The 15,384-nt window shown below is 41.9% G+C and carries 11 protein-coding genes; 10 read left to right on the top strand and 1 reads right to left on the bottom strand.

Features of this window, described 5'->3' with window-relative positions:
* Window positions 1-43: 43 nt before the first annotated feature.
* Window positions 44-919 (top strand): succinate--CoA ligase subunit alpha, encoded by an 876-nt coding sequence (gene sucD / locus KA713_18260; GenBank protein UXE66371.1) that lies wholly within the window; start codon window positions 44-46, stop codon window positions 917-919.
* 230 nt (window positions 920-1,149) lie between these two features.
* Here the strand turns inward: sucD and KA713_18255 are convergent, their stop codons facing one another.
* Window positions 1,150-1,545 (bottom strand): hypothetical protein, encoded by a 396-nt coding sequence (locus tag KA713_18255; protein ID UXE66370.1) that lies wholly within the window; start codon window positions 1,543-1,545, stop codon window positions 1,150-1,152.
* A gap of 120 nt (window positions 1,546-1,665) precedes the next feature.
* Here KA713_18255 and KA713_18250 point away from each other — a divergent pair, with 120 nt between their 5' ends.
* From KA713_18250 to KA713_18210, 9 genes are all read left to right on the top strand, one after another.
* On the top strand, window positions 1,666-4,062 hold the full coding sequence (locus KA713_18250; protein UXE66369.1) for a helix-turn-helix domain-containing protein: 2,397 nt from the start codon (window positions 1,666-1,668) through the stop codon (window positions 4,060-4,062).
* On the top strand, window positions 4,059-4,781 hold the full coding sequence (pxpB, locus tag KA713_18245; GenBank protein UXE66368.1) for a 5-oxoprolinase subunit PxpB: 723 nt from the start codon (window positions 4,059-4,061) through the stop codon (window positions 4,779-4,781). The genes KA713_18250 and pxpB overlap by 4 nt, the downstream gene beginning before the upstream one ends.
* Window positions 4,778-5,728: a biotin-dependent carboxyltransferase family protein gene (locus tag KA713_18240; protein ID UXE66367.1), complete on the top strand. Its 951-nt coding sequence runs from the start codon at window positions 4,778-4,780 to the stop codon at window positions 5,726-5,728. The genes pxpB and KA713_18240 overlap by 4 nt, the downstream gene beginning before the upstream one ends.
* Window positions 5,729-6,087: 359 nt before the next feature.
* Complete coding sequence (locus KA713_18235; protein ID UXE66366.1) at window positions 6,088-6,441, top strand: PadR family transcriptional regulator; 354 nt, start codon at window positions 6,088-6,090, stop codon at window positions 6,439-6,441.
* 22 nt (window positions 6,442-6,463) lie between these two features.
* Window positions 6,464-6,856 (top strand): GxxExxY protein, encoded by a 393-nt coding sequence (locus KA713_18230; protein UXE66365.1) that lies wholly within the window; start codon window positions 6,464-6,466, stop codon window positions 6,854-6,856.
* A gap of 287 nt (window positions 6,857-7,143) precedes the next feature.
* Window positions 7,144-9,609: an ABC transporter permease gene (locus KA713_18225; protein UXE69186.1), complete on the top strand. Its 2,466-nt coding sequence runs from the start codon at window positions 7,144-7,146 to the stop codon at window positions 9,607-9,609.
* Window positions 9,610-9,828: 219 nt separating this feature from the next.
* Window positions 9,829-12,249 (top strand): ABC transporter permease, encoded by a 2,421-nt coding sequence (locus KA713_18220; protein ID UXE69185.1) that lies wholly within the window; start codon window positions 9,829-9,831, stop codon window positions 12,247-12,249.
* Window positions 12,250-12,468: 219 nt separating this feature from the next.
* On the top strand, window positions 12,469-14,847 hold the full coding sequence (locus tag KA713_18215) for an ABC transporter permease (protein UXE69184.1): 2,379 nt from the start codon (window positions 12,469-12,471) through the stop codon (window positions 14,845-14,847).
* A 186-nt stretch (window positions 14,848-15,033) separates the two neighbouring features.
* Window positions 15,034-15,384, top strand: coding sequence for a helix-turn-helix transcriptional regulator (locus KA713_18210; protein ID UXE66364.1), 351 nt, complete (start codon window positions 15,034-15,036; stop codon window positions 15,382-15,384).

Here is a 15,384-nt window from a genome sequence, read left to right as displayed (position 1 = left end):
GAGCCTTATTATCCTACTTTTGTAATCGCTAACTAAAAAATTTATGAGTGTACTCGTCAACAAAAACTCCCGCGTAATTGTTCAAGGTTTTACAGGTTCCGAAGGTTCATTCCATGCCGGCCAAATGATTGAGTACGGTACCAATGTGGTAGGAGGAGTAACCCCCGGAAAAGGCGGGCAAGTACATTTGGGCAGACCGGTTTTTAATACAGTGAAGGAAGCAGTTGAAAAAACAGGCGCGGATGTTTCCATTATTTTTGTTCCGCCTGCCTTTGCAGCAGATGGCATCATGGAAGCAGCCGATGCGGGCATTAAGGTAATCGTGACCATAACCGAGGGCATTCCCGTAAAGGATATGATGATTGCCAAGCAGTATATCAAAAATAAAAAGGTGACGTTGGTTGGCCCGAACTGCCCGGGGGTGATTACGCCAGGCGAGGCCAAAGTTGGCATTATGCCGGGCTTTGTTTTTAAGAAAGGCAGAATTGGAATTGTATCAAAATCAGGAACGCTTACCTACGAAGCGGCCGATCAGATTGTGAAAGCTGGATTGGGAATTAGCACCGCTATTGGTATTGGTGGAGACCCGATCATCGGCACACCTACTAAAGATGCCGTTGAATTATTGATGAACGATCCTGAAACCGATGCCATTGTGATGATTGGTGAAATTGGCGGAAGCTATGAGCCAGTAGCTGCTCGCTGGATAAAGGAAAATGGAAACAAAAAGCCGGTTGTTGGATTTATCGCTGGTCAAACGGCTCCTCCCGGGAGGAGAATGGGCCATGCCGGAGCTATCATTGGTGGTGCCGAAGATACCGCTGCCGCGAAAATGAAAATCATGAGTGAATGCGGCATCCATGTGGTGGAATCGCCAGCCTTAATTGGTGACACCATGCTAAAAGCACTCGGAAAATAGGGTTTTCTAAAAAGCCGTTCGAAATTCATTCTCTAAGTACGAATTCAATCCTTTTAGTGAATTAAAGATATTGAGCCTTTCAGCTTAACTATTGCTATTATCTTGTTGATAAATGACCTCGACAAAAAAACTTTTAGCATGGAACATTGGCGGTTAAGCTCAATATCTACTGGCTTAAGCGCGGAAATGTTTCCCCAATTTCGGTATACAAAAAAAGAAGGTAACTGATTTTAGAACCGAAGGGTCAGACCAACTTGCGATCCATTGAAGTAAAAATTTGTTTGCCACCGGGCAGATGCTGAATGTTTTTTGTTATAAAGATCAATCGCATTAAATGCATGACCGCGATAAGAAGTAAGCAACGGTATGGAAAGTAGAATCAGCCCACTACCAATTCCGGCATAAATCCACTCCGGTTCTCCACCGGCCAAGGCTGTAACCAATGGCAATGCCACCAATATGCCACCCGCAAATCCAAGCCCTCCGGCTATGCTATTTTTGGCGCGCGCAGCTTTAAATTCCTGATAGGCTTCTGGTACATCTTTCAGAATAAGCTTCACCTGCCTCACGCTTATGGCAATACTGTCGTTCAATTCGTAAACTGCACCACCAAATGTTTTATACATAGTAAGTTTTTTTTGCTGGGCCGATAGTGATGTACAACAAATGACAAATAGAGATAATGCTAAAAGTTTCATACTGGAGAAATAGTGTTTCAAATCTAAGGAATATTTTCTTTTGAATTGGTGAATGATGAGATTCCCATCCTTCGCAGTTTGGCGATCCTATTGAGTTTCTATCTTTTTCCTCCTTCCAATTATTATCTCTATTTTAACAGCGATTTTATGACAGCCAAGTCTATCCTCCCCGAAACTGAAATGATTGCTTCGGCTGTTCAGTTTATCAACAGCACGGCTAGTCATATTTTCCTTACAGGAAAGGCAGGCACTGGCAAAACTACTTTTTTAAAAAACTTGGCGAAGCGTACCCACAAATCATTTGTGGTTGTGGCCCCCACGGGCATTGCTGCACTCAACGCAGGTGGTGTTACGATCCATTCTCAATTTTTGTTTCCGTTTGGGATGTTTGTGCCCGATCGATCCATTACGCACGACATCCATCAAGCGGGCAATTATTATACTTCTGATATGCTGGCGCGCAAGCACCCACTGAATAGTGCACGCAAACAGGTGCTGCGGTCAATTGATTTATTGGTGATTGATGAAGTGAGCATGTTGCGTGCCGATTTGCTTGACGCGATTGACTATCGACTAAAGGCTGCTCGTGGCAACTTTAGACAGCCATTTGGTGGTGTGCAATTATTGTTGATTGGTGATTTGTACCAACTTCCACCTGTAGTAAAGCAAGAAGATGAAGAGCAATTAAAGAAGTACTATAACAGCGCGTGGTTTTTCGATGCGCTGGCACTCCGCCAAAGCGATTGGGTGTACATTGAACTCGATAAGATTTTTCGCCAAACCGATGACGCGTTCATCCGTCTGCTCAACAATTTGCGCAATAATCAAGTCACCCTCGAAGATATTGCTGTGCTGAATGAATATCATAAATCACCCGCAGAAATACAAAACATGCGCGAAGTGATTACCCTCACTACGCACAATTACAAAGCGGATGAATTGAATAGAAATGCGTTACAAGAATTGAAAACCCCTCTCCACGTATTGGCTGCAGAGGTGGATGGCGATTTTCCTGAGAGCATGTTTCCGGTATTGGCCAGACTCGAATTGAAGGAGGGCGCGCAAATTATGTTTACCAAAAATGATAATGATGGCAAAGCCTACTTTAATGGAAAACTGGCTACCGTTACATCTATTCAAGATGATGAGATTGAAGTAAGCATGGCGGAAACGCACCAACCTTATACACTTAAAAAGGAAGTGTGGGAGAACAAACGTTACACCATAAACCCCACTTCACAAGAACTGGATGATGAGGTGGTGGGAACATTTGAACAATACCCGATCAAATTGGCTTGGGCGATCACCGTTCACAAAAGTCAAGGACTGACGTTTGACAAAGCGATTATCGATGTGAGGCAAGCCTTTGCCGATGGCCAAGTATATGTAGCACTTTCGCGTTTGCGTTCGTTGGAGGGCTTGATTTTACGGACACGGATTGATGCCAACGTGATTAGCACCAACCAGCAAGTAGTTTCGTTTAGTCAACAGTATCACCAACCCGAAACACTGGTAGCCAGAATGCAAACCAAACAACTCCAATTTATCGAAGAGTTGATTAGCAAGACGTTTGAGTTTGATACATTGATAAAAGAAATTGCGTACATCAAAAAAACCAATGATGTATCCGCAGCTTTTGAAGAAGATTCGATGAAGCCAGTTTTGGAACAAATCCATGAATCACTGAATGCCGAGATCCAGAATACGCAAAAGTTTCGCAAGCAATTAACGGAGCTTCTCCAATCCAACAACAAAGATCAACTGCTCAGTCGGTTAAAAAAGGGCAGCGAGTATTACAACCATTTTTTGTATTCAATTGTAAAACTTTTGGTGGAACATATTGAGCTGGTAAAAACTCGGAAGCGGGTGAAGGGGTATTTAACAGACATCACCGACTTGGATCAACTTATTGGTAAAAAGCGAGAGCAGGTAGACAAAGCACAGTACCTTACGCAAAACATTTTAGAAGGCAATCATGAGTTTGACTTTTCGCATTTGGCGAAAGAGCGAGAAAAAGAAAGGTATCGGCTGCTCGAAGAAATCCGTACGAAAGTTGGGTTAAGACTCATGAAGGAGCAAAAGGAATCGCGTGGACGAAAAGCAAAGAAAAATAAAAAAGATGAACCCAGCACGTACGATATAACATTGACTATGTTAGAAAGCGGCATGACCATCGAGACGATTGCCAAAGAGCGTGGTTTGGCACCGGGCACCATCGAAGGCCATCTTGCTAAGGCCGTGAGCGCAAACCGCATCAGCATTTTAAAATTTATGTCGGAGCAGGATGTTGGCACAATCACTCACGCATTGAAAGAAATGCCAGAAGGTTTTACATCCAAAGATTTGTTTACGAAGTTAGGAGGAAAGTTTGGCTACGGTATGCTACGTGCTGTCATGAACCATACAGGGATTCAGTCCACTCGGCAGCGCGAAGAGAGTTTATGATTGACAGCGTAAATTATTCTATTTACACCACCAGCGAATATTCCACCACTATTTCGTTTGGTGATTCCATGGACGAGGCCATTAATCAAAAAGTACAAGCGCTCTTTCTTCAACTAAAGCGAAACTCGCTCTGGCTAGATGTAATACCCGCCTACACTACTGTTACTGTTTTGTATGATGTTTCGGTTATTCGGAAAAAGCATCCATCGACAGCAACATTTGTTAGAACTGAGTTGGAAAAAGCTCTTCAGCAAAGAGAAAATTATCAACCGGAAATTTCTCGGTCTCTTACCATTCCCGTTTGCTATCATCCATCTTTCGCACCTGACCTTGACCGAATCTGTCATGAAAGGAAACTCGAAAGGAATGATTTTATCGCACTTCATGCACAAGCATCGTATCGGGTATATATGATTGGCTTTCTTCCTGGGTTTCCCTACATGGGCAACGTTCATCCAAGCCTGGTGTTGCCACGTTTGGAGAAACCGAGAACAAACGTTATGGCTGGAAGCGTGGGCATTGCCGGTGAGCAAACGGGAATTTATCCGCTCGACTCTCCAGGAGGATGGAATATCATTGGCAGAACACCCGTAAAAATATTTGATACGTTAAGGCAAGACCCAGTCTTTTTTCGACCGGGTGATCTTGTTTCGTTCCTGCCTATTTCGAAAGAGCAATTTGAAGACTTTGATGAAAATGAATTTTTGAATTCGCTATGAGTTTGGAAATTATAAAAAAAGGAATCTTGGACACGCTGCAAGATGGCGGACGATTCGGCTATCAACATCTGGGCATTACTACCAACGGCCCGATGGATCAATTTTCTTCTCAATTGGCAAATGCATTGGTAGGAAATGAATTGAGTGAAGGAGTTATGGAAATATGCTTTCCTGCTGCTCACCTTCGATTTCTTTCAGCAGCTATTGTCGCAATTACGGGTGCTGATTTTGAGGCAACGATCCATGGCCAGCGAATTCCTTTGAATACACCCGTTGCCGTTTCATCCGGTACGGAGTTGCGTTTCAAAAAAAATAGATGCGGTCGGTTTGGTTACTTGGCGGTGCGCAATGGTTTTCAAATCGAAAAGTGGTTGGGCAGCGCCAGTACAAATCTAAAAGCAAAAGTTGGAGGGTTGGGTAGGGCGCTTGTCAAAGGCGACCGATTGGATTTTAAGCAAGAGTTTGTGGTTGACGAAACCAGCATTTTTCCGTGGAGCTTTCCTTTGCAAAAGAATGATTCGGTTATTCGTTGCGTAGAAGGAAATGAGTTCGATTGGCTCACCAAATCATCGCAGCAACAATTTTATAAACAATCGTTCGCAATTTCCTCCACCAGCGACCGTATGGCTTACCGCTTAGAAGGCGCGGCCCTTAAGCAAGCAACTAAAAAAGAATTGTTATCGACCGTTGCTCATTTTGGCACGATCCAACTTTTGCCCAACGGCCAATTGGTTTGCTTGATGGCCGACCATCAGACCACGGGCGGCTACCCGCGCATCGCGCAAGTGATGGCTGCTGACTTGCCTACGTTGGCACAACAAAGGCCAAACGATGCCATTTCATTTCAACCGGTGAGTTTAGAAGATGCCGAAGATTTATTATTAGCACAACATACACTGCTGAAACAGATTCAGTATTCGTGCCGATTTAAATTTCGGGAGACTTAAATTTCTAGTGAGCAGGTTTTTTCCCTCTCATGTAAAAGACCAATCCCGCGAAAGCCACCACCAGCATAATCGGTATCACCAACGTGGTTTTGATTACATCAGGCCCAAAACAGACTGGATGCTTTTATAGTGGGTTGACTCATAGGAATGGTTTTAGGTTAGTGAGTTAAATATGGAAGTAAAAATTCTTTTCTGCAACAGGCAACTACAGTTTTACATTCACCCACTATTTTTTTACGGTAACACTTTTTGTTGTGGCTCCGCACACGTGGAGAACAGACGCCTACGAAATATTTGTTACTAATTGGTAGAACAAATCCAGCAATCTTCCGTATATTAGTTCTACAATCTAGTAGCATATGATCGAAACAAGACTTGGCGAATTCGAAGAAGTGATATTATTATTATCTGGAATTCTAGGCGAAGAGGCTTATGCCTTCAAAATTGCCGAAGAATTTGAATCGCAAACTGGCCGCTCGGTGTCCATTGGTGCGGTGCACTCTACCCTTACCCGATTGGAAGAAAAGGGTTTTTTAAAGTCGGAAATGGGGAAATCCACAGCTGAACGAGGAGGTAGGCGCAAACGGATTTACACGATTACGGCTTATGGGAAAAAAACCCTTGCTGCAGCGAAGGAGTTTAAGCAGGCACTGTGGGATCAGTTTCCGGGCTTCGCGATTAGGATGGATGGGATTATTGGATTTACCGGATAGCTTAAAAATTTAAAACAAAACCATGGACGACATTACAAAAGATGAACTTACCTATAAGATCATTGGATGTGCTATGAAAGTTCACAGTGCACTTGGTAATGGATTTCAAGAAGTCATTTACCAACGATGCTTGGCAATAGAGCTGGAGAAACAAAAGCTTTTGTTTGCCCGAGAACTAGAGATGCCTATTTACTATGAAGATGTTGAGGTAGGAACAAGACGCGCTGATTTCATAGTGGAAAATAAGGTAATGGTGGAGTTAAAAGCTGTTATCAAATTAGAAGATGTTCACCTTGCCCAAGGGTTGAATTATTTGCAAGCTTATAAAATTGACAAAGGCCTATTGATCAATTTTGGATCAACAAGTTTGGAGGTAAAACGATTATTCCGAAAACAAAATCCAAGATCAGGATGATTACATCACAATCCAGTTAATCTTAAAATCTTATAAATCCTGATTCTGACAATTTGAAATCAACTAAAACCATACCTCCCCCCAAACTCGCCACGCGTTTGCTCGCCAGCTTCCTCCGCAGGGATCTTGCCGAAGAAGTGCGTGGCGACTTAGAGGAGAAATTTCATTCAGACTTAAAAGATAAATCTGTCTTTAAAGCAAGACTGAATTACTGGTATGAAGTTCTTAATTATCTAAGGCCATTCGCGATAAGAAAATCAAGATCACAATACTTAACCAACTACGATATGTTTCAAAGTTATTTTAAGATTGGGTGGAGGAATTTACTAAAGAACAAAGGGCTTTCTTTCATCAACATAATAGGACTTGTCTTAGGTATGACTTGTTGTTTGTTTATTTTTCTTTGGGTGGAAGATGAACGGGCGGTGGATAATTTTCACACACAGGGAAATACTTTGTACAATATTTATCAAATAGCTTCACCTGACGGAGAAGCCAATGGAAGTTATAATACACCTGTTGAATTGATTATTCAAGGTAGTGATCGAAACAGTATAGCGAGCATCACTGCTCAAGATTTGAATCAAATGGTACCGGAGGTAAAGAAAATATGCTCGTATGCTACTGGCTACGAGCTTCCCTGGGGGCATCCAGAAACATTTCAAGTTGGCGAAAAAATCCAAAAGTTTAGTGGCTCGCGTGCGGGAAAGGATTTCTTTGCCTTGTTCAGCTACCCACTTATTGCCGGAGATGCGGAGGCTTCACTGCAAGACATCAGTAGCATTTCTATCTCGCGCAAAATGGCTGAATTCTTTTTTCAAACACCGCAGGATGCGATTAATAAAACACTGCGATATGAAAATAAGATTGATTTTGTTATCAATGCTGTATTTGAAAATGTTTCTCCCCATAGCTCTTTAACCTTTGATTTCCTTATCAACTGGGATTCTCAGTTGAAACAGTTGGAGTGGGCCTCGCCTGTTCTGCTCACCACCTTGCAACTAGATGAGAATGCGAACATTGAGGAGGTGGAGACAAAACTCAACCGCTTTCTGCAATCGCGTTTGGACATGAATAAAAATCCTACAAAAATGAGGATAGGCCTACAGTCTTATCGAGATAAGTATTTGTACTCAACCTTTGTGAACGGAAAACCTGAAGCAGGTCGTATGGTGTATGTTCGGATATTTACAGGCGTAGCCATTTTTATATTGATCATTGCCTGCATTAATTTCATGAATCTTGCGACAGCGCGATCGGTGAAGCGTGCAAAAGAAGTGGGCGTGCGCAAGGTGGTTGGCTCTACTCGGTTCAATTTGATCGGTCAGTTTTTAGGCGAATCAATCTTGCTTTCCTTCATTGCCCTTGGCGTGTCCATCTTGCTGATGCAACTTCTTCTTACTTCTTTCAATGCCCTTACGGGGAAACAGATTGCTTCTCCCATAGTCCAGCCATCGTTCTGGGTTGCATTATTTAGTCTCTTGCTCGTTACGGGTATAGTGGCAGGATGCTATCCTGCTCTTTATCTTTCTTCTTTAAAGCCGGTGAAGATATTGAAAGGAACGTTGCGGTTTACCAATCCATCGATCTGGTTCAGAAAAGGCTTGGTTTGTTTTCAATTTGTACTTTCCATCGTATTGTTAATAGCAACGTTAGTTGTTTCCAATCAAATGCGATTTACGCAAAGCAAAAACTTGGGATACGACCGTGATAATCTACTCTATATTCAACTTGAAGGTGAGCTTAGCCTTAGTCAGAAATATGCATTGTTTAAGGAACGAGCTATGAAAATGCCAGGAATTGCAATGGTGGATCGCAGCAGCGAAGCTCCTCATGCTATGAAATTTGTGGTAGATGATAACGATGGCTTAAGTGAAACAGACTTCGGTAACGATGCCATCCATTGGGAAGGCAAGGAGAAAAATGTATCCGTTGGTTTCAAACCTGCTTCAGTTGGTTTTGACTTTATCAAAATTATGAATTTGAAAGTAGCCGAGGGGCGCGATTTCTCAAAATCATTTGCCACTGATTCGGCCGATGCATTCATGGTAAACGAAGAAGCAGTGAGGCAAATGGGAATAAAAGACCCGATCGGAAAATGGGTGTCTGCATGGAACAAGAGGGGGCATATCATTGGTATTTTGAAAGACTACCACACCAATACATTACACGAGCCCATCAAGCCAGTAATTATTGATGTAAAAGAGTATGAATATTTTGGTGTAATAATTGTGCGCATAGAGCCAGGTAAAACAAAAGAAGCACTCGCCAGTTTACAAACTGTTTGTAAAGAGATCAATCCCAACTATCCGTTTGCCTTTCAATTCCTGGACCAAGAGTACAACAAACTTTATCGTACCGAGCAAGTAATCACAAAACTCACTAGCATCTTTGCCATATTGGGCATTGCTATTTCTTGCCTCGGCTTACTCGGTCTTGTAATGTTAACGGTTGAGCAGCGCACGAAGGAAATCAGTATACGAAAAGTACTAGGTGCTTCCATATCCAAAATCATCAGTATGTTGTCAAAAGAATTACTTGCTCTTGTTTTCATTTCATTTTTAATAGCCGCACCTATTGCAGGCTATTTTATGAACCAATGGCTACAAGGCTTTGCGTATAGAATTGAATTGGCGTGGTGGATATTTGCAGTGGCAGGTATGTCAACTGCAGCTATTGCGTTGATAACTATTTCCATTCATGCTGTAAAAGCGGCAGTTGCTAACCCAGTAAAAAGTTTGAAATCGGAATAAATGACAACACCTCCTAAACTCGCCACGCGCCTGCTCAACAGCTTTCTACGAAGCGACCTTGCCGAAGAAGTGCAGGGTGACCTGAATGAAAAATTTTATTCATACTTAAAGCACAAATCTGCTTTCAAAGCAAAACTGAATTACTGGTATCAAGTTCTAAATTATCTCAGGCCGTTTGCAATGCGGAAATCAAGATTGAATCACTTAAATAACTACGATATGTTTCAAAGCTATTTTAAAATTGGATGGCGGAATTTATTACACAACAAAGGTTTCTCTTTCATCAATGTTTTTGGCTTGGCCATTGGCATGACGGCTTGCGTGCTCATTATGCTTTACGTGGTGGATGAGATGAGCTATGATAAGCACCATAAAGATGGTGACCGCGTTTATCGCATTGCTTCAGAAGTAAAAGGGGAAAAGTATGTAGCTGTTTCCGCCCCGATGGTAGAAGGCCTGAAAAAGGATTTTCCAGAAGTAGAACAATCAACTCGTTTACTAAGATTCCCTGGAGCGGATAAAATGCTGCTCAAAGAAGAAAAGAGTCAGAAACAATTTTTTGAAATCAACGCGTTTTATGTTGACTCTACTTTCTTGCAAGTTTTTACATACGATCTTAAATTCGGTGATATCAACGCATTGAATGAACCCAACACCATTATTCTTTCGGAGGAGATTGCCGCAAAATTCTTTGAAAATGAAAACCCTATAGACCAAGTGTTGAAAATAACGCTTCCTTTCGGGGATTTTAACTATACTGTAAAAGGCGTATTTAGAACGAATAAGAAGTCGCATATTCCAGCCAACATGTTGCTATCTATGAATAACAGCGATGTAGGTGGCTGGGTTAAAAATCTGCATAACTGGGCTAACAATAACGTCTTTCACACTTACGTGAAATTGAAGCAAGGAACAGACCCAATGCATTTTGAAAGCAAACTCACTAAATTTTTAGAGCGTAATGGTGGAGAAGATTTTAAGGCAGCAGGGTTCAGCAAATCGCTGTTTATTCAGCCCCTTCCTGATATTTATCTTCATTCGGATTATGGATTTGAAGTGGCTCCGAATGGCAGTATAAAATATCTCTACATATTTTTTTCGATTGCGGTTTTCTTACTGCTGATTGCCTGTATCAACTTTATGAATTTAAGTACCGCTAGAAGCGAGCGCAGGGCGAAAGAGGTTGGTCTACGAAAAGTAATAGGCGCTGAGAAGCACGCGTTGATAAGCCAGTTCCTAACCGAATCAATACTCATGAGCGTATTGGCCTTACTCCTGGCGTTTTTACTAATTCAACTTACCATTCCCATTTTCAATCAGCTTATCAACAAACAATTGTCGCTGATACAATTGCCCAACGTTTATTTTTGGTTGGTCGGTTTAACTATTATAACTGGTTTGTCGGCTGGGCTTTATCCGGCCTTCTATCTTTCTTCTTTCAAACCAGTAACAGTACTGAAGGGAAAATTAGTGAATACGTTTTCTGGTGTGATGATTAGAAAGGGCTTAGTCGTCTTTCAATTCACTATTTCAATTGTATTAATTCTCGGTGCTATTTTAATTGGAGATCAAATGAGGTTTTTAGCGAATACAAATTTAGGTTTTAATAAGAATCAAAAGATCGTACTCCCCATTCAAACAGCCGAAGCCAATAAAAACGCAGAAGTAATAAAAACAGATTTATTGACCAATTCACAAATTATTGCTGCCACGCATGCATCCAGCTATCCGGGTATAGAAAACATCAATGATATGCTTTTCTATGCAGAGGGAAAATCAATCCATGAAATTGTTGATATCAGCTTGTGCAATGCGGGCAACGACTATATTGAAACCTTGGATATAGAACTTTTGCACGGGCGTGGATTCTCAAAAGAGTTTACAAGTGATGATTCTGCTGCGGTCGTGTTGAATGAAGCCGCCATCAAACAGTTAGGGTATACGGAAGCCAACAGTGTAGGCAAAAATATCTATTTTGAATGGCAGGGTAAAAAATTTACCATGAACATCATTGGCGTAGTGAAGGATTACCACTTTCAAAGTTTGCACCAAGAAATAAAGCCAATGGCTTTGACAGTATCTCCTATTTTCGGTTCGCCACCTATGAGTTACCTTATTCTTGATACAAACACGACTGACTATGCTAACTTGATTGTGCTACTTGAGAAGACTTGGAAGAAGATAAATAGCGATTCCCCTTTCGCATACTCTTTCTTGGACGAGGACTTTCAAAAGAGCTATGAAAAAGAAGAACTTACGTTAACACTCATCCGCTACTTCACGCTGATTGCCATTGTCATTGCCTGCCTGGGACTTTTTGGATTGGCTAGCTTTACAGCCGAGCAACGCGTCAAAGAAATAGGCATTCGCAAAGTATTAGGTTCAAGCGTATCACAGATTGTGATGCTGTTGTCCAAAGATTTTTTGAAGTTGGTGGTTATCTCTTTCATTATAGCCTCGCCAATTGGGTATTATGTGATGATGCAATGGCTTCAAGGATTTGCCTATCATGTAAATGTAAGTTGGTGGATATTTGCCTTGGCTGGAACTTCAGCTTTGCTGATTGCGCTATTTACAATTGGGTTTCAGTCAGTAAGGGCCGCTTTCGCTAACCCCGTAAACAGTTTAAAATCAGAATAAATGACAACACCTCCTAAACTCGCCACGCGCCTGCTCAACAGCTTCCTCCGCAGGGATCTTGCCGAAGAAGTGCGTGGCGACTTAGACGAGAAATTTCATTCAGACTTTAAAAATAAATCTGCCTTTAAAGCAAAACTGAATTACTGGTATGAAGTCCTAAATTATCTGAGGCCATTCGCGGTAAGAAAATCAAGATCACAATACTTAACCAACTACGATATGTTTCAAAGTTATTTTAAAATTGGGTGGAGAAACCTAATCCGCAACAAAGGGTATTCTTTAATCAACATTAGCGGGTTGGCGCTGGGTATGACTGTAGCCATACTGATTGGGTTGTGGGTGTATGATGAGTTATCCTACAACAAACACCAGAAAAACTATGATACCGTGGCAACCGTACTTCAGAATAACACAGAGGATGGTAAAACGGAAACCTTTTCATCTCAGTCTTATCAGCTCGGCCCAGAGCTTCGTGAGAGCTATGGAAGCTATTTCAAGTATGTGGTGATGTCTTCTTTTGCAAGCAGTTCTATTCTGGCGAAGGAAGAAAAAGTAATAACAATAACAGGTTGTTTCATGGAAGAGTACGGACCAGAATTGTTATCGCTAGATATGATAAAGGGAACAAGCTCTGGATTGAAAGACCCAAGCTCACTTCTTCTTTCCGCCTCCACGGCAAGTATCTTTTTTGGTGCAGATGACCCGATCGGAAAAGTATTGAAACTTGATAATAGTGTTGATCTTAAAGTGATTGGTGTGTATCAGGATATTCCCGATAACTCATCATTTAGAGGAGAACTCGCATTTATTGCTCCACTTCAAGTGCTTGTTAATAGAGGTGGTCGAAGTTTTGGCTGGGGCAATAACTGGCTTCAAGTGTTTGTTCAGTTGGCTGAAAATGTGGACATACAGCAAGCATCGGTTGCCATTAAGAATGCCAAAATGAAAAACGTAGAGGAGGATGATAAACGTTTCAAACCTGAACTTTTTCTACACCCTCTATCGAAATGGCATTTGTATTCCGACTTTAAAGACGGAGTAAATATAGGAGGTCTTATTGAGCTTGTTTGGTTATTCGGCTTGATAGGTGTTTTTGTGGTCTTGCTCGCTTGTATCAACTTTATGAATCTGAGCACGGCACGTTCGTTGAAGCGTAGCAAAGAAGTTGGCGTTCGCAAAGTAATCGGGTCTGGTCGTGTTCAACTCATCCGCCAATTCTTTATTGAGTCATTGCTGGTGGTAACTTTGGCTTTTGTTTGCGCCATTTTATTGGTTCATCTTTTCTTGCCTTGGTTCAACCAAATCGCAAGCAAGAACATCCGGACTGATTGGCTAAACCCATCGTTGTGGGTAGCACTGTCTGCCTTCGCGGTGTTGATCACGCTCCTTGCTGGTAGCTATCCATCATTTTATTTGTCTGCGTTCAGTCCCATCAAAGTACTAAAGGGAACTTTCCGGGTAGGAAAATATGCAGCCCTTCCGCGCAAAGCGTTGGTAATAGTTCAATTCTCGGTCTCGATTATTCTAGCCATTGGCACTGCCGTAGTATATCAACAAATTCAATTTGCTAAAGACAGACCTATTGGCTATGAATTGAATGGACTGGTGACAGTACCCATGCAAACTCAGGAAGTAAAAAAGAATTACAATGCGTTGCGAAATGAACTGTTGACCAGCGGTGCGATTGCCGAAGTATCCACCTCTGAAACAACTATAACAAATCTGTGGTGGTCGGACTGGGGATATGAATGGAAAGGCAAAGACCCGAGTTCACCGGGTCATATCTACCGCGGTGCGATTGACTATGAATTTGGGAAGACCATCGGCTGGAAAATAAAAGAAGGCCGGGATTTTTCCAGAGACTTCCCTTCCGACTCTTCTGCTTTTATACTCAACGAAGCGGCTGTAAAGTATATGGGTTTAGAACATCCGATTGGAGAGACCATTCGCTTTTACGGCAGAAACTATACCGTGATCGGTGTAGTAAAGGATATGGTTACGCAATCGCTTTACGAATCAAATAAGCAAACAGTCTTCGTGTTGGATCGATCTGATCGGGCAAGCTTCATTAATGTTAAGATCAATCCGGAAGCCGGAGCAAGTAAGGCTATAGAAGAATTGAATCGCCTTTTTGTAAAGCATAATCCGAACACGCCCTTCGAATATAAGTTTGCAGATGATGAATTCGCAGAAAAGTTTTCCTTTGAAGCACGAGTCGGAAAATTGGTAAGCATTTTCGCATTAATCGCCATTTTTATTAGCTGTTTGGGCTTGTTTGGCCTCGCTTCATTCATGGCAGAACAACGCATCAAAGAGATTAGCATCCGCAAAGTATTGGGAGCTTCCGTGTCAGGTCTTTGGCAAATGCTTTCCAAGGACTTTGTTATCCTCGCAGCAATGTCATGCCTACTGGCAGCTCCCATCGGTTATTATTTAATGAACAGCTGGTTACAACTATACGAATACCATACTACTATTTCTGGATGGCTTTTGTTGCTAATTGGCATTGGTGTTTTGGTGATCACATTAATAACGGTGAGTTTTCAGGCAGTGAGAGCAGCATTGACGAACCCGGTGAATAATTTGAAAACGGAGTGAAATCAGTAAAAGATTCCCAGTTCAAAGTGATGACAAAAAGCCACGCAAACTCGCTCGCAGTCGATCATCTAGTGTGCGAACTCGAACAAAAACTAATTGACTAACTCTCAAATTCATTGAAATAAACAACACATTTCGTTTGGCACGATTATTATTCCTACATTTAGATAATATTAAACCATTCGAATGAAAAAATATTATCTGGGTGAATTTGAAGAAATCGTTTTGCTTACCATCGGCATCTTAAACAAAGAAGCTTACGGTGTATCCATCAAAAACGAAATTGAAGCACGGTTGGCGCGTGACGTGAGTATGGGCGCGATGCACACTGCTTTGATACGATTGGAAGACAAAGGTTATATCAAATCATCTAATGGCGAAGCAACTGAAGAGCGGGCAGGCCGACCGCGCAAGTATTTTGAGATAACAGCTCTTGGCAAAAAGGCAATCGCCTACTCTAAAAGCACACGGGACGAATTGTGGAATGCGATACCGAAAGTAGTGTTGGAGGTGAGATCATTGATGGTTGGTAGTTGA

The sequence above is a fragment of the Chryseotalea sp. WA131a genome (assembly GCA_025370075.1).
Lineage (GTDB): Bacteria > Bacteroidota > Bacteroidia > Cytophagales > Cyclobacteriaceae > ELB16-189.
Note: the sequence above shows the minus strand (reverse complement) of the source record. Positions and strands in the feature narration are given on the sequence as shown.

What these genes read in the sequence shown, in the direction of transcription:
- KA713_18215 (UXE69184.1), top strand. Translation starts at nt 12,469, where the DNA reads ATGTTTCAAAGTTATTTTAAAATTGGGTGGAGAAACCTAATCCGCAAC.
- KA713_18225 (UXE69186.1), top strand. Translation starts at nt 7,144, where the DNA reads ATGTTTCAAAGTTATTTTAAGATTGGGTGGAGGAATTTACTAAAGAAC.
- pxpB (UXE66368.1), top strand. Translation starts at nt 4,059, where the DNA reads ATGATTGACAGCGTAAATTATTCTATTTACACCACCAGCGAATATTCC.
- sucD (UXE66371.1), top strand. Translation starts at nt 44, where the DNA reads ATGAGTGTACTCGTCAACAAAAACTCCCGCGTAATTGTTCAAGGTTTT.
- KA713_18235 (UXE66366.1), top strand. Translation starts at nt 6,088, where the DNA reads ATGATCGAAACAAGACTTGGCGAATTCGAAGAAGTGATATTATTATTA.
- KA713_18240 (UXE66367.1), top strand. Translation starts at nt 4,778, where the DNA reads ATGAGTTTGGAAATTATAAAAAAAGGAATCTTGGACACGCTGCAAGAT.
- KA713_18210 (UXE66364.1), top strand. Translation starts at nt 15,034, where the DNA reads ATGAAAAAATATTATCTGGGTGAATTTGAAGAAATCGTTTTGCTTACC.
- KA713_18255 (UXE66370.1), bottom strand. Translation starts at nt 1,545, where the DNA reads ATGTATAAAACATTTGGTGGTGCAGTTTACGAATTGAACGACAGTATT.
- KA713_18230 (UXE66365.1), top strand. Translation starts at nt 6,464, where the DNA reads ATGGACGACATTACAAAAGATGAACTTACCTATAAGATCATTGGATGT.
- KA713_18220 (UXE69185.1), top strand. Translation starts at nt 9,829, where the DNA reads ATGTTTCAAAGCTATTTTAAAATTGGATGGCGGAATTTATTACACAAC.